The organism is Streptomyces sp. BHT-5-2 (assembly GCF_019774615.1).
In the GTDB taxonomy this organism is placed as follows: Bacteria; Actinomycetota; Actinomycetes; order Streptomycetales; family Streptomycetaceae; genus Streptomyces.
Genome location: NZ_CP081496.1, coordinates 2836943 through 2861001, shown reverse-complemented (window position 1 = coordinate 2861001; position 24059 = coordinate 2836943). Strand labels below are relative to the sequence as shown.

The window sequence follows — 24059 nt, the reverse complement described above, 5'->3', positions numbered from 1 at the left end:
TCACCAGGGCTTTCGTCGCGGCGTGCGCTCCGGTGGAATCCGTGGGCGCGGTACGGATCTGTGCGAAAGGTCTCAAGCGGGGCACGGCCGCGCGCGACGCGGGTCACACCCGGCACGAAAGCGCCCGGGCCCCCTCACCACGGTGGGTGCGGGGGCCCGGGCGACGGCGGCGGGGCCGCGGGCGTCAGTCGTTGCCGTTGCCCGTGGTCGGCGTCGTCTTCTGGATCTGGAGCAGGAACTCCGCGTTGGACTTCGTCTGCTTCATCTTGTCCAGCAGCAGCTCGATGGCCTGCTGCTGGTCCAGCGCGTGCAGCACCCGGCGCAGCTTCCAGACGATGGCCAGCTCGTCGCTGCCCATCAGGATCTCTTCCTTGCGGGTGCTGGACGCGTCCACGTCCACCGCCGGGAAGATGCGCTTGTCGGAGAGCTTGCGGTCGAGCTTGAGCTCCAGGTTGCCGGTGCCCTTGAACTCCTCGAAGATCACCTCGTCCATCCGCGAGCCGGTCTCCACCAGTGCGGTGGCCAGGATGGTCAGCGAACCGCCGTCCTCGATGTTGCGCGCGGCACCGAAGAAGCGCTTCGGCGGGTAGAGCGCGGTCGAGTCGACACCACCGGACAGGATGCGGCCGGAGGCGGGCGCCGCGAGGTTGTACGCGCGGCCCAGGCGGGTGATGGAGTCCAGCAGGACGACCACGTCGTGGCCGAGCTCGACGAGCCGCTTGGCGCGCTCGATGGCCAGCTCGGCGACGGTGGTGTGGTCCTCGGCCGGGCGGTCGAAGGTCGAGGAGATGACCTCGCCCTTGACCGACCGCTGCATGTCGGTGACCTCTTCGGGACGCTCGTCGACGAGGACGACCATCAGGTGGCACTCGGGGTTGTTGCGGGTGATCGAGTTGGCGATCGCCTGCATGATCATGGTCTTGCCGGTCTTCGGCGGGGCCACGATCAGACCGCGCTGGCCCTTGCCGATCGGGGTGACCAGGTCGATGATCCGGGTCGTCAGGCCGCCCGACTCGCCCTCCAGGCGCAGTCGCTCCTGCGGGTAAAGGGGCGTCAGCTTCCCGAACTCCGGCCGCTGGCGGCCCTGTTCGGGCGCCATGCTGTTGACGCTGTCCAGTCGCACCAGGGCGTTGAACTTCTCGCGCCGCTCGCCGTCCTTGGGCTGGCGGACCGCACCGGTGACGTGGTCGCCCTTGCGCAGGCCGTTCTTGCGGACCTGGGCGAGCGAGACGTAGACGTCGTTCGGGCCGGGGAGGTAGCCGGAGGTCCGGATGAACGCGTAGTTGTCGAGGATGTCGAGGATGCCCGCGACGGGGATCAGCACATCGTCCTCGGCCAGCTGCGGCTCACTGGCGAAGTCGTCGCGGCCACGGCGCCCGCGGCGGTCGCGGTAGCGGCCGCGCCGGCCGCGCCGGCCGCCCTCGAAGTCCTCGTCGTCGCCGTCCCGGCGGTCCCGCTGGCGGTTGCCGCCCTGAGCGCCCTGGCCACCGTCGCCCGCGTCGCTCTTGCGGCGGTCACGGTCACGGTCGCGGTCGCGGTCGCCGCGGTCGCGGTCCCGGTCGCGCCGGCCGCGCTCGCCCTTCTGGCCGCGGTCCTGGCGGTCCCCGCGCTCCTGGCGGTCGGCAGCCTTGGCGGCCCGGCCCTCGCCGGTCTCCTGCGGGGCGGTCTCGGTCCGGGCCTCGGTCTTGACCGCGGTGGCGGTCTCGGCCTTGACCTCGGCGTCGGGGCTGCCCGCGGGGGCGGTGGCCCGACGGCGGCGGCGCTCGCCGGCCGGCGCCTCCTCGGCGGCGCTGCCCTGGGGAGAGGGCTGGCCGGGGATGTCGATCTGCTGCTGGGTCCCGGCCTTCTCCGTGGTCCTGGCCGTCTTGGCGGCCTTCTCGGTCTTCGCCGCGGGCTCGGCAGCGGCCTCGCCGGTGCGGGCCTTGGAGGTCGTACGGCGCTTGGGCTTGGTCTCGGTGTCTGCGGGCGCGTCGGCCTTGGCGGAGGTCCCGGAGCCGGCGGCCTGCTTCTCCTTGATGACCTCGATCAGCTGGCTCTTGCGCATCCGCGCGGTGCCCTTGATACCGAGGCCGGAGGCAATCTGCTGCAGCTCTGCCAGGACCATGCCCTCAAGGCCGGTGCCGGAACGGCGGCGCCGCGTGGTGGCAGGCGCGGCGGGAGCGTCCGTGGCGGGCGTGGTGGCACTGCCATCGGTGCGCGCGCCCATCAGATCGGTGGTGTCGCTCACGAAGGGTCCTTCCCTGGAGCGGGCGTCGGCCTGTCTGGCTCGGCGACCGGTTGTGCTGTCCGGCCGGGTCCTTGGGTCTTGCGGACCGGGCCGGGGCGGTGGTCCCGCCGGATACGGCGGAAAGATCAATTCATGGCTTCGGCGTGAAGATCTGGGGTGTGTCTTTTGTCGTCACGCCGATTCCGGAGCGTGCTCACTCCTGCTCAGGACAAAAGCTCCAAGCAGTTGGGGAGGCTCCCGGAAGAAAGTGGTCCCGATGGGGGACACGAAGCACCGCGCCACACTGGCGTCGAGTACTGACTTGAGGTTAACACTACCGGATCCAACAAACATTCCCCCTCTCCAAGACCGGCGATCGGTGATCGCGCGGTGCGATCACCCGGCGAGCGGCAGCACACACGTACCGGCCGCGTCGAGGGTCAGCCGGTTGGCCGCCCACCCCTCGCCCGCCAGCGCGGCGACCTTGTCGGCCGCCGCCTCTTCGACCAGTGCGAGCACCGTGGGGCCCGCACCGGAGATGACTGCGGGGACGCCGTCCGCGCGCAGTCGGTTCACCAGGGTCATGCTCTCCGGCATCGCCGGTGCGCGGTACTCCTGGTGAAGTCGGTCCTCGGTCGCGGCGAGCAGCAGCTCGGGGCGCCTGGTCAGCGCCTCGACGAGCAGTGCCGCGCGACCGGCGTTGGCCGCGGCGTCCCCGTGCGGGACGGTACGCGGGAGCAGTCCGCGGGCGGTCTCGGTCAGCACGGGTTTGCCGGGCACGAAGACCACCGGAACGATGGAATCGGCCGGATCCATCCGGATCGCCCGCGCCGTGCCGGTGTCCGTCCAGGCCAGCGTGAAGCCGCCGAGCAGGCAGGCGGCGACGTTGTCGGGGTGGCCCTCGATCTCGTTGGCGAGTTCCAGCAGCGCGGTGTCGTCGAGCTTCTGCTCGCCGCCTATGGTCACGGCGCGGGCGGCGACGATGCCGGCGCAGATGGCGGCGGAGGAGGAGCCCAAGCCACGGCCGTGCGGGATGCGGTTGGCGCAGACGATCTCCAGGCCGCGCGGCTGCCCGCCGAGCAGGTCGAAGGCGGTGCGCATGGCCCGTACGAGCAGATGGCTCTCGTCGCGCGGCAGCGTCGGGGCGCCCTCGCCGGCGATGTCGACGTGCAGACCGGAGTCGGCGACCCGTACCACGACGTCGTCGTACAGACCCAGGGAAAGTCCCAGGGCATCGAAGCCGGGGCCGAGATTGGCGCTGGTGGCGGGGGTGCGCACCCGGACGGCGGCGGCGCGGAACGCGGGACCGGCCATCGCTCGATGACTCTCCTTGGTTGATGCTGCGGTACTGCCCCGGAGCGCAGCACCGCGTTACCGAGGTGCCGGGACGGCTCGTGGGGTCTGTTCTGACCTGCCCTGCACGCCACTGCGTTATGCCGTGGGGAGGGGAGTTGGGTGCCAGCCTATCGAAGGAAGGTTCTGTCGCGACATAGGGCGCACAGGAGGCGCACGATGCGTGTCGCGCGCGAACCTCTGCCCCGACGCCACCTTTGCAGTTTGCAGAGTTTGCCGGAGCTTGCCGCGACGGGCGGTACGCGGGGCGACGGGCGGCCGGCCCGGCCGTCGCCCCCGCACGTCTTCGCAGGTCCGGAGGGTGTCCGGGCCGGTCAGGCGAGGCCGAGCCGCTCGGCGGCGGCGTCGGCGTCGATCGGGACCGTGACCGGCTGCGGCGCGCCGGCCACCGCCCAGTCGGGGTCCTTGAGGCCGTTGCCGGTGACCGTGCAGACGATGCGCTGGCCGGGGTCCACCCTGCCCTCTTCGGCGGCCTTGAGCAGACCGGCGACCGAGGCGGCCGAGGCGGGCTCCACGAAGACGCCCTCCTTGGCGGCCAACAGGCGGTAGGCGGCCAGGATTTGACGGTCCGTCACGTCTTCGATGAGGCCGCCGGACTCGTCCCGGGCGCGCTCGGCGAACTCCCACGAGGCGGGGTTGCCGATGCGGATCGCGGTGGCGATGGTGTGCGGGTCCTTCACGACCTCGCCGCGCACGATCGGGGCGCTGCCGGACGCCTGGAAGCCCCACATCCGCGGGGTGCGCGCGGCGAGGCCGTCGGCGGCGTACTCGCGGTAGCCCTTCCAGTAGGCGGTGATGTTGCCGGCGTTGCCGACCGGCAGCACATGGATGTCCGGGGCGTCGCCGAGCATGTCGACGATCTCGAAGGCGGCGGTCTTCTGGCCCTCGATCCGCACCGGGTTGACGGAGTTCACAAGTGCGACCGGGTACTTCTCGGAGAGTCCGCGGGCCAGCGTCAGACAGTCGTCGAAATTCCCGTCGACCTGGAGGATCTTGGCGCCGTGCACCAGTGCCTGACCCATTTTGCCGAGCGCGATCTTGCCCTGCGGGACCAGCACCGCGCAGACCATCCCGGCCCGGACCGCGTAGGCGGCGGCCGAGGCGGAGGTGTTGCCGGTGGAGGCGCAGATGACGGCCTTGGCGCCCTCTTCCTTGGCGCGGGTGATGGCCATCGTCATCCCGCGGTCCTTGAACGAGCCCGTGGGGTTGGCACCCTCGACCTTGAGGTGCACCTCGCAGCCGGTGCGCTCGGACAGCACCTGGGCCGGTACCAGCGGCGTACCGCCCTCGCGGAGGGTGACGACCTCGGTCGTCTCGCCGACCGGCAGCCGGTCGCGGTACTCCTCGATGATTCCGCGCCACTGACCGTTCGCGGTGGTCACGGTGGAATTGGCAGACATGGGTTCCTTTACTCCCCTTCGACCCGCATGATGCTGACGACACCGCGGACGGTGTCCAGCTCGCGCAGTGCCCCGACCGTCGACGACAGGGCCGCGTCGGTCGCTCGGTGGGTGACGACGACGAGATCCGCCTCGCCGTCCCTTCCCTGCTGACGGACCGTGTCGATCGACACGCCGTGTTCGGCGAAGACCGTCGCGACCTGTGCCAGGACGCCCGGCTTGTCGGCCACGTCGAGACTGATGTGGTAGCGGGTGACGACCTCGCCCATCGGGCCCACGGGCAGCGCGGTGTACGCGGACTCCCCCGGCCCGGTGGCGCCGGCGAGCTTGTTGCGGCAGACCGCGACGAGGTCGCCGAGGACCGCGGAGGCGGTCGGTGCGCCGCCCGCGCCGGGGCCGTAGAACATCAGCCGGCCGGCCGCGTCGGCCTCCACGAAGACCGCGTTGTACGCCTCGCGCACGGAGGCCAGCGGGTGCGTCAGCGGGATCATCGCCGGGTGCACCCGCGCGGTCACCGAGGCGCCGTCCGCGGCCCGCTCGCAGATCGCCAGCAGCTTGACCGTGCAGCCCATCCGCTTGGCGGAGGCGATGTCGGCGGCGGTGACCTCGGTCAGCCCCTCGCGGTGCACGTCGTCGATGGTGACGCGGGTGTGGAAGGCGATCCCGGCGAGGATCGCGGCCTTGGCGGCGGCGTCGAAGCCCTCGACGTCGGCGGTCGGGTCGGCCTCGGCGTACCCGAGCGCGGTGGCCTCGTCCAGCGCCTCGCTGTAGCCGGCGCCGGTGGTGTCCATCTTGTCGAGGATGAAGTTGGTGGTGCCGTTGACGATGCCGAGGACGCGGTCGACCTTGTCGCCGGCGAGCGACTCGCGCAGCGGCCGTACCAGCGGGATCGCGCCGGCGACCGCCGCCTCGTAGTACAGGTCGGCGTTGTGCTTCTCGGCCGCCGCGTGCAGCGCGGCGCCGTCGGCGGCCACCAGGGCCTTGTTGGCCGACACCACGCTCGCGCCGTGCTCGAAGGCGGTGGTGATCAGGGCACGGGCGGGCTCGATACCGCCGATGACCTCGATGACGACGTCGATGTCGCCGCGTTTGACCAGCGCGGTCGCGTCGGTGGTGATCAGCTCGGCCGGGATCCCGTCCCGCACCCGCTCCGGGCGGCGGACGGCGATCCCGGCGAGCTCCACCGGCGCGCCGATGCGGGCCGCGAGGTCGTCGGCGTGCGTCGTCATGATGCGCGCCACCTCTGAGCCGACCACACCACAGCCCAGCAGCGCCACCTTCAGCGGACGCGTACGCATCATTCGACCTCGTCTTTTCTTCGATCCAGCGGTTTCATGCTCGGTCACACACCAGTTTCCTGGTCATGCACCAGTCTCACGCACCGGACGGCCGTTTCCGCCGTTCGTCCGGATACCGAGACATTTATTTCATCCGGGGCCCGGACCCGGCGATCCGGCCCTACCCGACATCCAACCGCAGGAGATCTTCCTCCGTCTCCCGCCGGACGATGACCCGGGCGGCGCCGTCCGCGACCGCCACCACCGGCGGCCGCAGCGCGTGGTTGTAGTTGCTCGCCATGGACCGGCAGTACGCGCCGGTGGCGGGCACCGCGAGCAGGTCGCCGGGCGCCACGTCGGACGGCAGGAAGGCGTCCCGGACGACGATGTCGCCGCTCTCGCAGTGCTTGCCGACCACGCGCGAGAGCATCGGCTCCGCGTCCGACGTCCGGGAGGCCAGCACCACGCTGTACTCCGCGTCGTAGAGCGCGGTGCGGATGTTGTCCGACATCCCGCCGTCCACCGAGAGGTACGTCCGCAGCCCCTCCAGCTCCTTGACCGTGCCGACCTCGTAGAGGGTGAAGGCGGTCGGGCCGACGATCGCCCGGCCCGGCTCGACCGAGAGCCGCGGCACCCGCAGCCCGGCGGCCTCGCACTCGCGGCCGACGATCTCCCGCAGCGCCTGGGCGATCTCGTGCGGCTCCCGGGGGTCGTCGTCCGAGGTGTAGGCGATGCCGAGGCCGCCGCCGAGGTCGATCTCCGGCAGCTCCACGCCGTGCTCGTCGCGCACCTCGGCGAGCAGCTGCACCACCCGGCGTGCGGAGACTTCGAAGCCGGCCATGTCGAAGATCTGCGACCCGATGTGGCTGTGGATCCCGATGAGTTCGAGCCCGTCCAGCTTCAGCGCCCGGCGCACCGCCTCGGCGGCCTGGCCGCCGGCCAGCGCGATGCCGAACTTCTGGTCCTCGTGGGCGGTCGCGATGAACTCGTGGGTGTGCGCCTCGACGCCGACGGTCACCCGGATCTGCACCCGCTGCCGCTTGCCGAGCCGCTCGGCGATGTGCGCGACCCGCACGATCTCCTGGAACGAGTCGAGCACGATCCGGCCGACCCCGGCCTCGACGGCCCGGGTGATCTCCTCGGTGCTCTTGTTGTTGCCGTGCAGTGCGATGCGCTCGGCGGGCATTCCGGCGGCCAGTGCGGTGGCCAGCTCGCCGCCCGAACAGACGTCGAGGTCCAGGCCCTCCTCGTTCAGCCACCGCACGACGGCCCGGGACAGGAACGCCTTGCCCGCGTAGAAGACGTCGGCGTCCGGCCCGAAGGCGTCCTTCCAGGCCCGGCAGCGCGCCCGGAAGTCCTCCTCGTCGAGGAAGTACGCCGGGGTGCCGAACTCCTCGGCGAGCGCGGTCACGGACAGCCCGCCGATCGTCACCACGCCGTCGGCGTCGCGCCGGACGGTGCGGGACCAGACCCGCGGGTCGAGGGAGTTGAGATCGGCCGGCGGCCCGGCGTAGTGCCCCTCGGGCAGTACGTCGCCATGCCGGGGCCCTGCGGGGTGTGCGGAACGGCTCATAACGGAAACGGTCCCCTCAAGATCGTTCAGAGGTCCTGACCGGGGCAGTCCTCGGCGCGCTCCGCGGATGTTCGGACGCGTACATCAGACATTTCCAGATTCAGGCGTGTGCGGATCAGACATGTTCAGGAGAAGAGATGCCGAGCAGGTGCAGGCCGTTGCACAGCACCGTCCCCGTGGCCTCGGCGAGGGCCACCCGGGCGCGGTGCACGGCCGAGGGTTTCTGCTCGCCGGCGGGCAGCGGCGGAAACTCCTCCTGCCAGCGCAGAGCGGCGTCCGCGGTGGCTTCCAGATGGCGCACCAGCCGATCCGGCGCGCAGCTCCGGGCCGCCGTCGCGACGGCCGTCGGATACGTCGCGAGGCAGCTCTCCAGCGCCTGGACCAGCCGTGCGTCCCCGTGGCCGGCGGCGTCTCTCACGTCCCCCGGCTCGCCCGTGAAACCCAGCTCGCCGGCGTTCCGCACCATCGCGCGGCTGCGCGCGTGGGCGTACTGCACCCGGAACCGGGGGTTGTCCTCGTGCTGCACCGGCCGGGCCGGCGGCCGCACCGGGTCCGCCGCCGCGGGCTTCAGCAGCGCCCAACGCGCCTCGTCGGCGCCCAGCCGCGCGACGAGCCCGGCCAGCTCCGCGCGACCGGGGGCCGCCGGCGTCCCGGCACGGACGTCGTCCCGCCCGAGCCGCACCAGCACCTCCCGTACGACGCTCTCGCGGGCCGCGGCCCACTCCCCCGCACAACGTGCCGGTCCCTCGGCGATCCGCCCCGGCCCGGCTCCCGCCGCGGCACCGGACGCCGCCGGCTCGCCGTAGCGCTCGCCCCGGGCCAGCACCTCGCGTACGAGACCGGCCGACGCCCCGTCCCCCAGATGGAAGTTCAGAAATCCCGGCCCGGCGATCTCGACCCGGGCGATCCCGGCGCTCCCGGCCAGCCGCCGGCACAGGATCTCGGCCACCTCACGCGCCGGCCGCCCCGCCTGCTTCGCCAGCTGGAGCGCCACGTTGGAGGCGTAGTCCCCGCACCCGGGCCGCGGCGGCGGCTGCACCACGATCCGCGCCGGCACGGGCACGGAGAGCTCGCGCTCCGCAACGGCACCGCGCACGGAGCGCAGAACGGTGCGGGAGAGCTCGGCCGGGGTCACACGACAAGCGTATGGGAGAAGGGGGGCACCTGGGCGAACGGGTTTCGCGTTGTGGACAGCGGGGTGGGGGCGGAGGCACGACCGGGGTCGGCGCCGAGGCCGGCGCCAGGGTTCGGTGTGACCGTTGTGTGGACAGCGGGCCGGGGCGCCTGCGGCTGCCCCACGGACCGCGCGGTGCCGGGCGCCGCGCATCGCCGTCACCCCGCGGCCCGTTCCCCCTCGCTGCCCGGTTCGCCGCGCTGCGCGCGCCCCGGCACTCGGTTCGGGACGCCGTCCCGCGGGCCGGCACCCCGGCCGCCCGCGGCGCCCCGCCCCGCCCCCTCAAGCCCTTGCGGCCCTCCCCCGCACCCCTCACATCCCGCGTGACACCCCTCGCGACACCCCGCCGTGCACTCCTCGTGCCCTTCGCATCCCTGACGCTCCCGCTGCTGTCGCCCCTCGCGCACCAACGTCCCCACCGTGCGCACCAGATCCATCGGCTCGAACGGCTTGGCCAGGTAGGCGTCGATGGCCACCGACTCCCCGCTGTCCACCTCACTCCGGCCGCAGGCGCTGACGATGGCGATCGGGATGTCCCACGTCCGCGGGTCGGAACGCAGCCGCGCCGCGGTGTGCAGCCCGCCCAGCCGCGGCATCACCACGTCGAGGGTGACGACGTCGGGTCTCACCTGGTGCACGACGTCCAGACATTCGGCACCATCAGCCGCGGTCACGACCTCGAAGCCCTCCAGCTCAAGGTTGACCCTGATCAACTGCCGGATCACCTTGTTGTCATCGACCACAAGGATCCGACCGGACAAGCCAGGCACACCATGAGACTAGGCGCGCGCCTGTGGCTGCGTCCCGGTTTTGCCCACTTCCGCCCCCGTGCGAGGGACCTTTCGGCGACCGCCGCCGCCCCGCCCGCGGCATGCGCTAAGGGCGCCCTTCCCTGACCGCCGGAGCACCCCCGTCCTCCGCCCCCGCGACCACCCCACAAAGCGTTCATGACCACCCCATCGGAGCTGGTAGTGTTCTACCCGTCGCCGCAACGAGCGGCAACAAAGCCCCCGTAGCTCAGGGGATAGAGCAACGGCCTCCGGAGCCGTGTGCGCAGGTTCGAATCCTGCCGGGGGCACTTCGAGTGAAGTGCCGGAAGACCCCGTCGTCAGTGGAAACACTGAGGTCGGGGTCTTTTTGTGTGCGCGTACGCGGCGTCGGCGGTGTTCGGTCAGTGGTGTGGGGGTGGCCGGTGGGCGGCCCGGCGGGCGTTTTTGTGGCGCAGTTCGGTAAGCCAGTCCCAGGGGCCCGGTGGCGGTTGTTCCGGGCAGGCCAGGTGGTGCGCGATGCGGCACCGCTGGTGGGGAACGGGCGGGCAGACGCCGTAGACGACCACCCGGCCGTCGGACAGTTCGATCCAGCGGTGGTCCGCGGGCACCGTGTGGGCCAGGGGGGCCACGTCCGGTTCCAGGAGGATCTCGTCTTCCAGGAGGATCTCGTCGTGTTCGAGCGTCGGGACGCGGTCGCAGAGCAGGCCGCAGTCAGGGCAGTGGGCCTGTGGGCCACGGGACGGCGGACAGTGGGACGGTGTGTCGCCGGGTCGGTGCGGTCGGTGCGGTCGGTCTTCGGAAACCCCCATGGGGGGAGGGTCGGTGGTCGGGGAGCGTACGGGTAGGCCGCCGGTCGGACGGGGCTGGTGGGGCGGGCGTCCAACGGGGCAGCGGGAGTCGACGCGGCAGGTGCCGTGGGCAACTGGCGGCCGGGGAGCGGTGGCCGAGAGCCGATGGGGGTGTCAGTGCCGGATGGCGAGCGGGCGGCCGTGGGCTGCGGCGGCGCCTGAACGCCGTGGTGGCGCGGCCGAGTTCGGGGCGGGGGCCCATCGAGGGGGGTGTGGGGGCTTTTGTCGGGGTGGATGCAAGTTGGGTGCGGTGTGCGGGGGTTGGTGGCAGTGTGATGGTCGGCGGGCGGCCGTCGCCGCCCGCCCCGCCTCAGGCGTCCAACCGCACCGGTAGGGAGTCCAGGCCGTAGACGATGGAGAGCTTGCGGAATTCGAGTTCCTCGGGGCGGACGGCGAGGCGCATGCTGGGGAAGCGGCGGACCAGGGCGGGGTAGGCGGCGCGGAGTTCCATACGGGCGAGTTCGGCGCCCACGCAGCGGTGGATGCCGTAGCCGAAGGCGAGGTGGGAGGGGACCTTGGGGCGGTGGGGGTCGAACCGCTCCATGTCGGGGCCGAGTTCGCCGTCGCGGTCGGCGCCGCTGAGGGAGCACAGGACGACGTCGCCGGCGGAGATCCGGACGCCGGCGATCTCCATGTCCTCGCGGGCGAAGCGAGGGAAGGCGACCTGGACGACGGTGAGGTAGCGCAGCAGCTCCTCGACGTAGCGGTCGACCGCCTCGTCGCCGTCCTTGAGGGTGGCGAAGTGCTCCGGGTCCTGGAGGAGGACCAGGGCGCCGAGCGCGAGCATGCTGGCGGTGGTCTCGAAGCCGCCGGTCAGGACGCCGTCGGCGAGGCCGGCCAGTTCCTCGTCGGTGACCGAGTCGCCGTGTTCGCGGACGATCATGCCGAGCAGGCCGTCGCCGGGGTTGGCGCGCTGCTTCTTGACGACCTCGCGGAAGTAGGAGAGCGATTCGGATATGGCGCCGAAGGAGGCGTTGGCGCCGCTGAAGAGGTCGAAGCGGGCGGCACTGAGGCGCTCGAAGTCGTCGCGGTCCTCGTAGGGGACGCCGAGCAGTTCGCAGATGACGAGGGAGGGGATGGGCAGGGCGAAGGCGGCGACGAGGTCCACCGGGTCGCCGTCGCGGCCGGCCTTCTCCATGGCGTCGAGGCGCTCCTCGACGATGTCGTGGATGCGGGGCGTGAGCCGGCCCAGGCGGCGCATGGTGAATTCGGGCGTGAGGAGCCGGCGGAGGCGAGTGTGCACCGGCGGGTCGGCGAAGCCGAGGCCGCCGGGGTTCTGTTCGGCACCGGCGCCGGCCTTGCCGATGAGGTTGGTGAAGTCCGAGCTGAAGGCGTCGGCCTTGCCGAGCACCGCCTTGGCCTCGTCGTAGCCGGTGACCAGCCAGACGTTGGCGGCTATCGGGACCGGGAGCTTGCTGATGGGCTCGCGTTCGCGGACGGCGGCGAGGTCGGGCACCGGGTCGAGGCCGTCGCGGCGCAGGGGCATCAGGACGGAGTCCGGCAGGAAGGACATCCGGGAGAGGTCGAAGCCCTTCTTTCTCGTTCTCGCCAGGTAGAGGCGGCCGGCCCAGGCGAAGATCCGGGAACGGAGGGTCGTCATGGCGCTCATACTGCCTTTCGTCGCGGGGGACGGTCACCCGCGCTCGGCCGCCCCCGTGGGCCGAAACGGCGCGGGACCTTCACTGGCGTGCTCGGTGTCGTACGCCACAGCCCCTCGCGTGCGGCGCCATGGCGTGTGTCCATGGCGTCGACCGGTGCGATCGGTCGTCCGCATCAGCGTGACGAGCTCGGCCTTCTGTTTTCGTTCTGACCGAGTTTACAAACTGCCATTGACCTCGTTCACGGAACAGCCGGGACCCGCCCCTCTCGGGCCCCTGAATCTTCCCCTAGGGGGACGGTCCGGGGCCGGGAAGTGGCGGGCGTCACCGCGACGGCTCGGCACCAGCGGGCGATATGGGCGAATTGCTGCAATTTGCTTGCTACGTTGCGGTTGTGGATGTGGCGGACGGGCCGGGCGGGGCTGATGCGGCCGAGGTACGGGCGAAGCCGGCGGGCGGCGGGTGGGCGGGGGACGCGCCCCCGGCGCCGCCGCGGTCCAGGAGGCGGGGCGTCGAACTGGCCCTCCTCGTAGGCGCCGTGCTCATCAGCGTCTGCGGCTATCTGGTGGTGGGGGCGGCCCGGGCGCAGGCGGTGCCGGCCGGGGCGCTGCGGTACGCGGCGGGCCTGGGCGGGCTGGCGCTGCTGGCGCACCTGGTGGTGCGGTTCGGCGCACCGTACGCCGATCCGCTGCTGCTGCCGACCGCGGTGCTGCTCAACGGGCTCGGGCTGGTGCTGATCTTCCGGCTCGACCTGGAGACGCCGGCCGACCGGGCCGCGCCCGCCCAGCTGGTGTGGTCCACGGTGGGGGTGGCGCTGTTCATCGCGGTGGTGGCGGTGCTGCGGGACCACCGGGTGTTGCAGCGGTGCGCCTACGGGTGCGCGGGACTGGCGCTGGCCCTGATGGTGGCGCCGATCCTCTTCCCGGCCGTCAACGGGGCGCGGATCTGGATCCGGGCGGCCGGATTCTCGCTGCAACCGGGCGAGTTCGCCAAGGTACTGATCACGGTGTTCTTCGCGGCGTATCTGGCGGCCAACCGGGAGGCGCTGGCGCACCCCGGGAAGGTGGTGTGGCGGCTGCGGCTGCCGGCGAAGGGGGCACCCCCTGCTCATGGGGGTACCCCCGCGCATGGGGGTCCCCCCGCTCGAACGGGGTTGAGAGTGGGGGAGGAGTTGAGAGCGGGGGAGGAGTTGAGAGCCTGGGGGAGGGTGCTCGCGCCGGTCGTCGCCATCTGGCTGGTGAGCGTAGGGGTGCTGGTCCTCGAACGGGACCTGGGGACCTCGCTGCTGTTCTTCGGGGTGTTCGTGGTCCTGCTGTACGTGGCCACCGGGCGGGCCGGGTGGATCGCGGTGGGGGTGCTGATGGCGGTGGCCGGGGCGGCGGCGGTGGGGACGCTGGAGCCGCATGTGCACGGCCGGGTGCAGGACTGGCTGCATCCGTTCGCCGGGATCGCGGCCGGGCGGGGACCCGGGCAGCTGGCGCAGTCGCTGTTCGCGTTCGCCGCGGGCGGGACGTTCGGAACGGGCCTGGGACAGGGGCACTCGTCGCTGATCGGGTTCGCCCGGAAGTCGGACTTCATCCTGGCGACGCTCGGCGAGGAGCTGGGGCTGGCCGGGCTGAGCGCGCTGTTCCTGCTGTACGCGCTGCCGGCGGTGTGCGGCTTCCGGGCGGCGCTCGGGCTGCGCGAGGCGTTCGGCAGTCTGCTGGCGGTCGGGCTGGCGGTGCTGCCCGCGCTCCAGGTGTTCGTGATCGCGGGCGGGGTGATGGGGCTGATCCCGCTGACCGGGATGGCGATGCCGTTCCTGGCCCAGGGCGGGTCGTCGGTGGTGACCAACTGGATCATCGTGGCGCTGCTGGTACGGATCAGCGACCGGGCGCGGGGGCCGCGGCCCGACACCCCCGCCCGGCCGGCCCGCGCCGCCCCGGACGCCCTCGGGGCGCTCCGGTGACCCGCGCCATCCGGCGCACCGCCGCGTTCTCCTTCCTGCTGCTGGCGGCGCTGCTGGTCAACGCCTTCCGGGTGCAGGTCGTCGAGGCGGACCGGTACGCCGGCAACCCGGCGAACCGGCGGGCCGCGATCGCCCGGTACGCCCAGCCGCGGGGCGCGGTGCTGGTGGGCGGCCGCCCGGTCACCGGCTCGCGGGACAGCGGCGGGCGGCTGCGCTACGAGCGCACCTACACCGAGGGCCCGCTGTACGCGCCGGTCACCGGCTTCGCCTCGCAGACGTACGGCACCTCGTTGCTGGAGCACAGCGAGGACGGCGTCCTCGCCGGGACCGACCGCCGGCTGACCCCGTTCCCCTGGTGGGACCGGCTGATCCGCCGGCGGCCGCCGGGCGGCCGGGTCGAGACGACCATCGACCCGGCGATGCAGCGCGCCGCATACCGGGGGCTGGCCGGCCGGAAGGGCGCGGTGGTGGCCGTCGAGCCGCGCTCCGGGCGGGTGTTGGCGCTGGTCAGCTCGCCGTCGTACGACCCCGGGGTGCTGTCCGGGAACGGCCGGTCGGTGACCGGGGCCTGGCGGCGGCTGAACGGGGCCCCGGACCGGCCGATGCTCAACCGGGCGCTGCGGCAGACCTATCCGCCCGGTTCGGTCTTCAAGGTCGTCACCGCGGCCGCCGCGCTGGAATCCGGGCTGGTGAGGGACGTCGACGAGCCGCTGGACGTGCCCGACCCGTACACCCTGCCGGACACCGGCACGCCCCTGGGCAACCCGACGGAGGGCTGCGCCCACGTGGGGCTGCGGGACGCGTTCCGGCTCTCCTGCAACACCGTCTTCGCGCGGCTGGGGGTGGGGGTCGGGCTGCGCGGGATGGCCGAGACCGCGGAGCGGTTCGGGTTCAACGAGCGGAGGCTGCGGATCCCCTCCCCCGTCGCGCCGAGCACCTTCGACACCAGGATGGATCCGGCGCAGCTGGCGCTCTCCGCGATCGGCCAGTACGACACCGCCGCGACCCCGCTGCAGATGGCGATGGTGGCGGCGGCGGTGGCCAACGACGGCCAGCTGACGCCGCCGTACCTCGTCGAGCGGGTGACCGACGCCGGCGGGGTGCTGGTCGCTCCGGGGACGCGGCGGCACACCCGGAAGGTGATGGATCCGGCCACCGCCGAGCAGCTCCAGGAGCTGATGACGGAGGTCGTCGAGCACGGGAGCGGGCGGACCGCGGCGATCGACGGGTACATCGTGGGCGGCAAGACGGGGACCGCCCAGCACGGCGTCGGCAACGAGGGCACGCCGTACGCCTGGTTCGTCTCCTGGGTGCGGGACCGGCGGAACCACGAGCCGCTGTCGGCGGTGGCGGTGGTCGTGGAGGACGCGGAGGCCGAGCGCGCGGACATCAGCGGGGGCGGCAGCGCGGGGCCGATCGCGCGGGCGGTGATGGGGGCGGGGTTGCGGTGAGGGCGGTAGCCGGACGGCGGAGGGGGACGGGGCCGCGGGGGTGGGGACGCCGTCACAATGGCGCCATGGCTATGGCTTCTGATGCGGAAGGGGCCCCCGCGGGGGTGCCGCGGCTCTCGCTCGCCGAAGTGGAGGCGCTGGCCCGGCGGGCGCACGAGGGGCAGACGGACAAGGCGGGCCGCCCGTACACCGAGCATCTGGCGGCGGTCGCGGCCGGGGTGCGGGCGCGCGGCGGCAGCGAGGCGCAGATCGCCGCGGCCTGGCTGCACGACGCGGTCGAGGACGGGGCGGTGAGCGCCGAGTGGCTGGCCGGGGCGGCGCTGGACGAGACGACCAAGGCGATGGTCCTGGCGGTCACCAAGCGGCCCGGGGAACCGGTCGAGGAGTACACCGCCCGGATTCTGGCCACGCCCGGTGCGCTGCTGGTCAAGGAGGCGGATCTGGCACACAACGCCGACCCGGCGCGGCTGGCCGTCCTGGACGCGCCTACGCGGGAAAGGCTGAGGGCCAAGTACGCGCGGGTTCGGGGGTTGTTGGGGGTGGGGTGAGGGGGAGGGGCAGGGGCAGGGGTGGACCTGTGGTTCGTGGCCGGGAGTGGCTCGGCGGGGTTCCACGCATCGGACGGGTGCGCGGGAAGGTGTCGTACGCAGCTAATGTGCCGCGATGACTCGTAGGCAGCCTTCGGAACCGCCGTCCTCGTCTTCCTTCCCGTCTCCGTCCTCGTCTGCGTCCCCGTCTCCGTCGTCGCCTCCTTCCTCGTCTCCGTCTCCTTCCTCGTCTCCTTCCTCGTCCGCGTCACCGTCCTCGGCCGGTCGGGCCGCCGGAGTGCAACTGCCCGAGGCGGGGCGGGTGATCGCCGCGCTGGCGGGCGTCGGCGTCCGCCGCTACACCACCGGTCAGGTCATCCTCGACGACGTCGACTGGACGGTGCGCGCGGGCGAGCACTGGGCGCTCCTCGGTGCGAACGGCGCCGGCAAGACCACCGTGCTGCGGCTGATCGGCGCGCTGATGTTCCCGACCGTCGGCACCGTCGAGGTGCTCGGCCACCGGCTCGGCCGGGTGGACGTGCGGGAGCTGCGCGCCGCCATCGGCCTGGTGTCCGGCGCGCAGAAGGTGCCGCCGGACGCGACCGCGCACACGGTGGTGCTGACCGGCGCGACCGGCACCGTGCAGCCGCTGTGGCGGAAGTACGACCAGGCGACCCGGGAACGGGCCCATGAGCTGCTGACCGAGCTGGAGTGCAAGGAGCTGGCGGACCGGCCGTTCGGGGTCTGCTCGGGCGGCCAGCGGGCGCGGGTCCTGATCGCCCGGGCGCTGATGGCCGATCCCTCGTTGCTGCTGCTCGACGAGCCGTTCAACGCGCTGGACCTGCCCTCCCGGGAGGACCTGATCGACGCGCTGCACCGGCTGGCCGTGGGGCGGCCGGAGCTGGCGACGGTGACGGTCACCCACCATCTGGAGGAGCTGTCCCCGGCCATCGGGCGGGCCGTGCTGCTGCGGGAGGGGCGGGTGCAGGCGCTCGGCCCCGTGGCGGAGGTGCTGACGGGCGAGCGGATGACGGCCTGCTTCGGGCGGCCGATCGAGGTGTCCCGGCACGAGGGGCGGTGGCTGGCGCGGTCGGGGCGGCGGTGAGGGAACGGCCGGTCTGAGGGGTCGGGCGGGTTCAGAAGTCGGGCGGGCTCAGGGGTCGGGCGTTGCGTCCCGGACGCCCGTCAGGAAGCGGTGGATCGCGGACCGTTCGGTGTCGTCGAAGGTTTCGAGCAGATCGAGGGTGCGCGCGATCAGCGGGCCGAAGAAGGACTGTCCCAGGGCGATCGCGCCGGCGTCCACGACCAGTAGGACGCGCCGCCGGTCGCGGGTGTCGCGGACCCGGCGGAGGTGCCCGAGCCGTTCCAGGCGGTCGACCAGCGCGGTCGTACCGGCGGAGTTCAGGCCGAGCCGGACGCCGAGCCGGCCGGCGGTCAGCTCCTCGCCGGACCGGGCCGCGTCCAGCAGGGCGATCAGGGCCCGCAGGTCGGTGGGGTGCAGGCCGTTGCGGGCGGCGAACTCCGCGCCTGCGAGGTCGAGTCGGAGTGTCACCTCGCGCAGCAGATGGATCAGATCCATGCCCGCCGGCTCCCGCTTCGGCTCCCGCTTCGGCTCCCGCTTCGGCTCCCGCATCGGCTCGCGTTCCCCGGCCGTCGTCACGGTTTTCCACCTTTCTCCCGCGCCGGGTCTCCGGCGATCCGGCGGAAACAGCAACCTAACCCGGGCGGGAGGCGTAGGGTCGCCAATTACCTCGCCGAGCGAGATACTTGCCGGGCGAGGCGAATGTGGCCGTCGCGTTTCCTGCCTTCTCGTTCCCACTATCCCCTCCCATCCCCTCCCATCCCCTCTCATCCTTCTCGCCCCTCCTCGCTCCTTCTCCTCCCTTCTCCCTTCTCGTACCTTCTCGTTCCTTCTCGTCGCGGAGGCGTGCCGTGAATGCGAAGTCCCGTCCTGGAAAAGCCTCTTCGGCGGCCCCGGCGCACCGTGCGCCCTCGACATCCCCGGTGTCCCCCATGTCCCCCGTGTCCCCGGCTTTTCGGGTGGCCTACGAGGAGGCGCTGAGGCTGTGGCCGGTGGCGGTCGAACCGGTCGATGTGGAGACGGAGTTCGGCGTCACGCGGGTCAACGCCTGCGGGCCGGTCGACGGGCCGCCGCTGGTGCTGCTGAGCGGCGGCGGGACGACCTCCGCCGGCTGGTACGCGCGGGCGGGCGGCCTCGCGCGGACGCACCGGGTCCACGCGGTGGACCTGATGGGCGGGCCCGGGCTGAGCGTGCCCGGCGGCCGTGCGCTGCGCCGGCCGGCCGATCTGGCGGCCTGGCTGGACGGGGTGCTGGCGGCGCTCGGGGTCGAGCGGGCGGCGCTGCTGGGGCACTCGTACGGGGGCTGGATCGCGCTGAGTTACGCGGTGCACGCAGCGACGGGGGTCCCCTCTTGCTCCTCAAGAGCTTGCGGGAAAGTGGAACGGCTGGTGCTGCTCGATCCCACGCAGTGCTTCGGTGGGTTCCGGAAGCCGTATCTGGTGCGAGCGGTGCCGTTGCTGGTGGCGCCCGGCGAGGCCGCGGCCCGGCGGTTCCTGGCGTGGGAGAGCCGTGGGGGGCCGGGGGTGGCGCCGGAGGTGGTGCGGCTGATGGGGGTGGGCGGCCGGGAGTTCCGGGGGTGGCGTCCGGTCACCGGGCCGCGGCCGGCGGTGGGGCGGCCGGGGGCGGACCGGTTGGGAGACCTGGCGCGGCGCACGCTGGTGGTGCTTGCGGGGCGCAGCAGGGCGCACGATGCGCGGCGGGTCGCGGAGGCGGCGGGGCGGATGCTGGCGGGGGCACGGGTCGTGACGGTGCCGGGAGTCGGGCATCATGCGTTGCCGGAACTGCGGTCGGCGGTGCTGGAGAGGGAGTTGAGCGGGTTTCTGGCGGGGTGAGGGGCCCCGTCGGTCACACCCCGCCGCCCCGGTCCGGTAATGGCTCGCGTCTGCGGGGCCACTTCTCGGCGAGGGCGCTCGTTCCGGTGCGGGCGGCCACCACGCCGCCGGTGATGGCGCGGGTGGTGTCCACGTCGCCGAGGCCGGCCGCGGTGGCCCACAGGGCGGTCGGCAGCTCGTCGGGGTGGTGGGCGGCGTGTCAGAGGGCGGTCGTGGGTGTCCACGGGCGGACCCTGCCGTCCGTGCCCCGGGGCGTGGGGCGCGGCCGGGTCAGTCGGCGGCGGCTCCCCGGGCGATGGCGTCGGCGACCTCGGCGGTGCGGGCCGCCTCCTCGGCGGCGAAGCGTTCGGCGTCCAGTCGCTCGGCGAGTTCCTCGTCCTGGGCCATCAGCAGGTCCAGGTTGGCGTCGCCCAGTTCGAAGACGCCGAGGTCCACGTAGGCGCGCTGGAGGCGCTCGCCCCACAGGCCGATGTCCTTGACGCAGGGGACGATCCGGCTGAACAGCAGCTTCCGGAAGAGCCGGAGGAACTCCGAGCGCTCGGTGAACTCGGCGGCCTCGGCGGGCGGGATGCCGAAGTTCTCCAGGATCTCGGTGCCGCGCAGCCGGTCGCGCATGAGGTAGCAGCCCTCGATGACGAACTCCTCGCGCTCGCGGAGCTCGGCGTCGGTGAGCTGCCGGTAGTAGTCGCGCAGCGCCATCCGGCCGAAGGCGACGTGCCGGGCCTCGTCCTGCATGACGTAGGCGAGGATCTGTTTCGGCAGCGGCTCGGCGGTGGTGTCGCGGATCATGCCGAAGGCGGCCAGCGCCAGCCCTTCGATGAGCACCTGCATGCCGAGGTAGGGCATGTCCCAGCGGGAGTCGGCGAGGGTGTCGTCGAGCAGTGCCTTGAGGTTGTCGTTGACCGGGTAGAGCATCCCGATCTTGTCCTTGAGGAAGCGGCCGTAGATCTCCGCGTGCCGGGCCTCGTCCATGGTCTGGGTGGCGGAGTAGAACTTGGCGTCGAGGTCCGGGACGGACTCCACGATCCGTGCGGCGCAGACCATCGCGCCCTGCTCGCCGTGCAGGAACTGGCTGAACTGCCAGGCGGCGAAGTGCTGTCGGAGGTCGCCGCGGTCCTTCTCCGTCATCCGGTCCCAGTACTTCGTCCCGTACAGGGCCAGGGCGTCGTCGGGAGTGCCCAGCGGGTCCTTGGGGTCCACCTCCAGGTGCCAGTCGATCCGGGTGGTGGCGTCCCACTGCTTGTCCTTGCCCTTCTGGTAGAGGGCCAGCAGCCGGTCGCGCCCGTCGTCGTACTCCCAGGTGAAGCGGGCCGCACCGGTGGCCGGCACGGTCCACAGGCCATCGCCCGGATCCTGCGCATAGAGCTCTCGGGTCGACACGGCGCCTCGCCTCCTCCGCCCGCCGAACGCCTCGTAACGGCCGGGCAGTTGGCAGATTCACACGCTTCTTACCGGCGGGTCAATAAGTCGTGCGGGAGGGATTGACGTCCCTGCTGACACGCAGTCTCATAAGAGGCAGCCGCATGTGACCGCGGGTAACCCCGACTGTGAGGTGTAGTCAGAGCCATGACGAGCGCGTCCACCGCAATGACCGAGGCGGACATCGACGTCCTGCGCGACGCCCTCGGGCTGCTCAAGGACCGCGAGCAGATCGCCGAGCGGCTGCTCGCCTCCTCCGCCAGGCACTCCTTCGACCCGGACACCGAACTCGACTGGGACGCGCCCTTCGAGGAGGGCAAGTGGTTCTGGCCGCCGGAACTGGTCTCGCTGTACGACACCCCGATGTGGCGGCGGATGAGCGAGGAGCAGCGGATCCTGCTCTCCCAGCACGAGGCCGCGGCGCTCGCCTCGATCGGCATCTGGTTCGAGATCATCCTGATGCAGCTGCTCGTCCGGCACATCTACGACAAGCCGGCGACCAGCGCGCACGTCCGCTACGCGCTCACCGAGATCGAGGACGAGTGCCGGCACTCGAAGATGTTCGCCCGGCTCATCTCGCGCGGGGACACGCCCTGGTACCCGGTCGCCCGGGTGCACCGGAACCTCGGCCGGCTCTTCAAGACGATCTCCACCACCCCCGGCTCCTTCACCGCGACCCTGCTCGGCGAGGAGGTCCTGGACTGGATGCAGCGGCTGACCTTCCCCGACGAGCGGGTGCAGCCGCTGGTCCGGGGCGTCACGCGGATCCACGTGGTGGAGGAGGCCCGCCATGTGCGGTACGCGCGGGAGGAGCTGCGGCGGCAGATGGTGACCGCGCCGAAGTGGTCGCAGGAGTTCACCCGGGTCACCTCCGGCGAGTTCGCCCGGATCTTCGCCGTGGCGTTCATCAACCCCGAGGTCTATACCAATGTCGGCCTGGACAAACGGGCGGCCATGGCCCAGGTGCAGGCCAGTGGCCACCGCCGCGAGGTCATGCAGAACGGCGCCCGGCGCCTGACGGACTTCCTGGACGACATCGGGGTCCTGCGGGGCGTGGGCCGCCGACTGTGGCGCAGCTCCGGACTGTTGGCTTGAAGTTCGCGCCCGGGCCCCGTCAACGGCCGAGCACCTGTGCGACTGCGAAACCCCGGCGGTTACGCTGCTTTTCATGAACGGCAGCGGCACCGCCCCAGCAGTACCGAGACCCGCCTACCGCAGGCTGAGCGTGGAGCAGCGCCGCAGCCAGCTACTGGCCGCCGCGCTGGGCCTGTTCGCCCAGCGTGCACCGGAGGACGTCTCGTTGGACGACGTCGCCACCGCGGCCGAGGTCTCGCGGCCGCTCGTCTACCGCTATTTCCCCGGCGGCAAGCAGCAGTTGTACGAGGCGGCGCTGCGCAGTGCCGCCGACGAACTGGAGCGGTGCTTCGCGGAGCCGGAGACCGGCCCGCTGACCCGCCGGCTGGGCCACGCCCTGGACCGCTATCTCGCCTTCGTCGACCAGCACGACGCCGGGTTCAGCGCGCTGCTCCAGGGCGGCAGCGTGGTGGAGACGTCCCGGACGACCGCGATCGTGGACGAGGTCCGGCGCGCCGCGGCCGAACAGATCCTGCACCACCTCGGCGAGCCGGAGCCGGGCCCGCGGCTGCGCACCACGGTCCGGATGTGGATCACCGCGGTCGAGGCCGCCTCGCTGATCTGGCTCGACGAGGACAAGCAGCCCTCCCTCGCCGAGCTGCGGGACTGGCTGGTGGACCACTTCGTCGCGCTGCTGACCGCCACCGCGGCCCGGGACCAGCAGACCGCCCGGGTGATGCGGGCGGCGCTGAAGGGCGAGTCCCCCGACGGCCCGGCCGGCGACCTGGCGCGCCGGATCCTGCCCGTGGTGAGCGAGGCCGCCCACCTGCTGTGACACTGGATCGGTGCGCAGCGAGAAAACCCTCTTCGTCGGCGGTCCCCTGGACGGCCGGATCCTTCCCGTCCTGGTGGGACCCACCGGCCTGCCCCCGAAGACCTACGAGATCCCGGTGCCCCGCGACGACGGGCGGCCGCCGGAGGTGCACCTGTACCGCCGGGTGCCCGGCCCCCCGGGCCGGCTGGGGCTGCCGCGCGGCTGGCAGTACGCCTACGCCCCCGAGGGGCGCAGCGACGACGGCCCCAAGTGGCCCTGGCGCAGGCGGCGTTGACGGAGGAGTCACGGAACGACGGAGCGACGGAACGGGGACGGGGAGACGAGAGAGACCGGAAACGGGGAGAACGGGGAGAACGGGGAAAAGGACGCAACGGCGAAAGGCCGGCGGCCGCCATGCGGTCCGCCGGCCTTTCGGTGCGTATCGGGGTCAGCCGGTCAGCGACGCCAGGTAGGCGGCGGTCTTCTCCGGCTCGAAGAAGAAGTTCTCGAAGTCGGACGGGTCGTCGAAGCCGTTGGCGAACCGGTCGGCGGCCGGCGGGAGCTGTCCGGCGGCGCCGAGGAGGTTCAGCACGTGCTCCGGCGGCGGGGCCAGCATCGCGTTGGTCCACTTGGTGACGTGCCGGGCGGTCCGCCAGTAGCGGTCGAAGGCGGCCTGCATCCACTCCGCGTCGAACGGCTTCTCGCCGTGCTCCACGATGGACGCGAGGTAGGCCGCGGCGCACTTGGACGCCGAGTTGGAGCCCTGCCCGGTGATCGGGTCGTTGGCGACCACCACGTCCGCGACGCCCAGGACCAGGCCGCCGGAGGGCAGCCGGCCGATCGGGTTGCGGACGGTGGGGGCGTAGCGGCCGGCCAGCGTGCCGTTGGCGTCGGTCAGTTCGACCTCGGCGCTGCGCTCGTACTCCCACGGCAGGAACGTCTTCATCAGGTCCAGCGTGAGCGCCAGGTGCTCGCGGGGGTCCCGCACGCCCTGGAAGGCGTCCACCGGGCCGCCGGGGATGCCCTCCCAGAAGAGGATGTCCGCGCGGCCGGTGACGGTCAGGGTGGGCATCACGAACAGTTCGCCGACGCCGGGGACGATGTTGCAGCGCACCGCGTCGAACTCCGGGTGCTCCGGGCGCGGGCCCATGCCGTGCACGTAGGCGACGGCCAGCGCGCGCTGCGGGGCGTCGTACGGCGAACGGGCGGCGTCCCGGCCGAACATCGACACCAGCTCGCCCTTGCCGGCCGAGACCAGCGTCAGGTCGTAGCGCTGGGCGAAGAAGTCCAGGTCGGAGACGGCCGCGCCGTGGATGACGACCTGGCCGCCGCGCTGGGCGAAGGTCTCCAGCCAGCCGGCCATCTTGACCCGCTGGTCGACGGACTGGGCGTAGCCGTCGAGCCGGCCGACCCAGTCGATGGCCCGCTGGGTGCCGCCGGGCGCCTCGTGGCTGCCGGGGGCGGCGACCGAGACGCCCAGGCCGTCGATGCGCGGGGCCTGCTGCTCCCAGAAGTTGAGCGACAGGTCGCGCTCGTGCTGGAGGGCGGTGTGGAACATGCACTGCGTCGACATCACCCGGCCGGAGCGGATCTCGTCGGCGGTGCGGTTGGACATCAGGGTGACCTCGTAGCCCTGGGACTGGAGGCCGAGCGCGAGCTGGAGACCGGACTGGCCGGCTCCGACGATGAGTATCTTCCGCATGGCGGGGCTCTT

General features: G+C 72.5%; 20 protein-coding genes, 1 tRNA gene and 1 pseudogene. 9 read left to right on the top strand and 13 right to left on the bottom strand.

Annotation, left to right across the window (positions count from 1 at the left end; all coding sequences use genetic code 11):
* Positions 1 to 184: 184 nt before the first annotated feature.
* The 7 genes from rho to K2224_RS41595 all read right to left on the bottom strand — a co-directional run bounded on the left by rho (position 185) and on the right by K2224_RS41595 (position 9753).
* Complete coding sequence (gene rho / locus K2224_RS12750; RefSeq protein ID WP_221906671.1) at positions 185 to 2227, bottom strand: transcription termination factor Rho; 2043 nt, start codon at positions 2225 to 2227, stop codon at positions 185 to 187.
* Between the two features lie 375 nt (positions 2228 to 2602).
* Positions 2603 to 3520, bottom strand: a complete 918-nt coding sequence (gene thrB / locus K2224_RS12745) for a homoserine kinase (RefSeq protein WP_221906670.1) — start codon at positions 3518 to 3520, stop codon at positions 2603 to 2605.
* 353 nt (positions 3521 to 3873) lie between these two features.
* A complete protein-coding gene (thrC, locus tag K2224_RS12740; protein WP_221906669.1) occupies positions 3874 to 4959 on the bottom strand; it encodes a threonine synthase in 1086 nt (361 codons plus the stop codon).
* 8 nt (positions 4960 to 4967) lie between these two features.
* Positions 4968 to 6260 carry a homoserine dehydrogenase gene (locus K2224_RS12735; RefSeq protein ID WP_221906668.1) on the bottom strand — a complete coding sequence of 431 codons (1293 nt, stop codon included), beginning with the start codon at positions 6258 to 6260 and terminating at the stop codon, positions 4968 to 4970.
* A 157-nt stretch (positions 6261 to 6417) separates the two neighbouring features.
* A complete protein-coding gene (gene lysA / locus K2224_RS12730; RefSeq protein WP_221906667.1) occupies positions 6418 to 7809 on the bottom strand; it encodes a diaminopimelate decarboxylase in 1392 nt (463 codons plus the stop codon).
* Between the two features lie 115 nt (positions 7810 to 7924).
* Positions 7925 to 8944, bottom strand: a complete 1020-nt coding sequence (gene nrtL / locus K2224_RS12725) for an ArgS-related anticodon-binding protein NrtL (protein ID WP_221906666.1) — start codon at positions 8942 to 8944, stop codon at positions 7925 to 7927.
* Between the two features lie 197 nt (positions 8945 to 9141).
* Positions 9142 to 9753 (bottom strand): response regulator, encoded by a 612-nt coding sequence (locus tag K2224_RS41595; RefSeq protein ID WP_398195011.1) that lies wholly within the window; start codon positions 9751 to 9753, stop codon positions 9142 to 9144.
* A gap of 236 nt (positions 9754 to 9989) precedes the next feature.
* On the opposite strand from K2224_RS41595, the gene K2224_RS12715 reads away from it, so the two are divergent.
* Positions 9990 to 10061: transfer RNA gene (locus K2224_RS12715), tRNA-Arg, on the top strand.
* A gap of 93 nt (positions 10062 to 10154) precedes the next feature.
* Here K2224_RS12715 and K2224_RS12710 read toward each other — a convergent pair.
* Together K2224_RS12710 and K2224_RS12705 are read right to left on the bottom strand one after the other, a co-directional pair.
* Positions 10155 to 10562 carry a DUF6083 domain-containing protein gene (locus K2224_RS12710; protein ID WP_221906665.1) on the bottom strand — a complete coding sequence of 136 codons (408 nt, stop codon included), beginning with the start codon at positions 10560 to 10562 and terminating at the stop codon, positions 10155 to 10157.
* A gap of 349 nt (positions 10563 to 10911) precedes the next feature.
* On the bottom strand, positions 10912 to 12210 hold the full coding sequence (locus K2224_RS12705) for a cytochrome P450 (protein WP_221906664.1): 1299 nt from the start codon (positions 12208 to 12210) through the stop codon (positions 10912 to 10914).
* Positions 12211 to 12716: 506 nt separating this feature from the next.
* On the opposite strand from K2224_RS12705, the gene K2224_RS12700 reads away from it, so the two are divergent.
* The 4 genes from K2224_RS12700 (at position 12717) to K2224_RS12685 (ending at position 17230) form a co-directional block, all read left to right on the top strand.
* Entirely contained in the window at positions 12717 to 14147 is a 1431-nt protein-coding gene (locus K2224_RS12700) for an FtsW/RodA/SpoVE family cell cycle protein (RefSeq protein ID WP_260693450.1), read from the top strand.
* Positions 14144 to 15598, top strand: a complete 1455-nt coding sequence (locus K2224_RS12695) for a penicillin-binding transpeptidase domain-containing protein (protein ID WP_221906663.1) — start codon at positions 14144 to 14146, stop codon at positions 15596 to 15598. Before K2224_RS12700 ends, K2224_RS12695 begins: the two co-directional genes overlap by 4 nt.
* Before the next feature lie 71 nt (positions 15599 to 15669).
* Complete coding sequence (locus tag K2224_RS12690) at positions 15670 to 16146, top strand: HD domain-containing protein (RefSeq protein WP_221909638.1); 477 nt, start codon at positions 15670 to 15672, stop codon at positions 16144 to 16146.
* A 301-nt stretch (positions 16147 to 16447) separates the two neighbouring features.
* On the top strand, positions 16448 to 17230 hold the full coding sequence (locus K2224_RS12685) for an ABC transporter ATP-binding protein (protein WP_221909637.1): 783 nt from the start codon (positions 16448 to 16450) through the stop codon (positions 17228 to 17230).
* Positions 17231 to 17278: 48 nt separating this feature from the next.
* Here the strand turns inward: K2224_RS12685 and K2224_RS12680 are convergent, their stop codons facing one another.
* The gene (locus tag K2224_RS12680) at positions 17279 to 17758 is read right to left on the bottom strand and encodes a helix-turn-helix domain-containing protein (RefSeq protein WP_221909635.1); all 480 of its coding nucleotides are present in this window, start codon (positions 17756 to 17758) and stop codon (positions 17279 to 17281) included.
* A gap of 380 nt (positions 17759 to 18138) precedes the next feature.
* Between K2224_RS12680 and K2224_RS12675 the strand changes: the two genes are divergently transcribed.
* Positions 18139 to 19038 carry an alpha/beta fold hydrolase gene (locus K2224_RS12675; protein WP_260692566.1) on the top strand — a complete coding sequence of 300 codons (900 nt, stop codon included), beginning with the start codon at positions 18139 to 18141 and terminating at the stop codon, positions 19036 to 19038.
* Between the two features lie 13 nt (positions 19039 to 19051).
* Here K2224_RS12675 and K2224_RS12670 read toward each other — a convergent pair.
* Together K2224_RS12670 and K2224_RS12665 are read right to left on the bottom strand one after the other, a co-directional pair.
* Positions 19052 to 19234, bottom strand: a pseudogene (locus tag K2224_RS12670) (ADP-ribosylglycohydrolase family protein); the annotation flags it as partial.
* A 74-nt stretch (positions 19235 to 19308) separates the two neighbouring features.
* The gene (locus tag K2224_RS12665; protein ID WP_221906662.1) at positions 19309 to 20418 is read right to left on the bottom strand and encodes a ferritin-like domain-containing protein; all 1110 of its coding nucleotides are present in this window, start codon (positions 20416 to 20418) and stop codon (positions 19309 to 19311) included.
* A gap of 207 nt (positions 20419 to 20625) precedes the next feature.
* On the opposite strand from K2224_RS12665, the gene K2224_RS12660 reads away from it, so the two are divergent.
* The 3 genes from K2224_RS12660 (at position 20626) to K2224_RS12650 (ending at position 22640) form a co-directional block, all read left to right on the top strand.
* The gene (locus tag K2224_RS12660) at positions 20626 to 21552 is read left to right on the top strand and encodes a diiron oxygenase (protein ID WP_221909631.1); all 927 of its coding nucleotides are present in this window, start codon (positions 20626 to 20628) and stop codon (positions 21550 to 21552) included.
* A 73-nt stretch (positions 21553 to 21625) separates the two neighbouring features.
* Positions 21626 to 22366: a TetR/AcrR family transcriptional regulator gene (locus K2224_RS12655; protein ID WP_221906661.1), complete on the top strand. Its 741-nt coding sequence runs from the start codon at positions 21626 to 21628 to the stop codon at positions 22364 to 22366.
* 10 nt (positions 22367 to 22376) lie between these two features.
* Positions 22377 to 22640: a hypothetical protein gene (locus K2224_RS12650; protein WP_221906660.1), complete on the top strand. Its 264-nt coding sequence runs from the start codon at positions 22377 to 22379 to the stop codon at positions 22638 to 22640.
* 153 nt (positions 22641 to 22793) lie between these two features.
* Here K2224_RS12650 and K2224_RS12645 read toward each other — a convergent pair whose 3' ends face one another.
* The gene (locus K2224_RS12645) at positions 22794 to 24047 is read right to left on the bottom strand and encodes a styrene monooxygenase/indole monooxygenase family protein (RefSeq protein WP_221906659.1); all 1254 of its coding nucleotides are present in this window, start codon (positions 24045 to 24047) and stop codon (positions 22794 to 22796) included.
* Between the last annotated feature and the right edge of the window lie 12 nt (positions 24048 to 24059).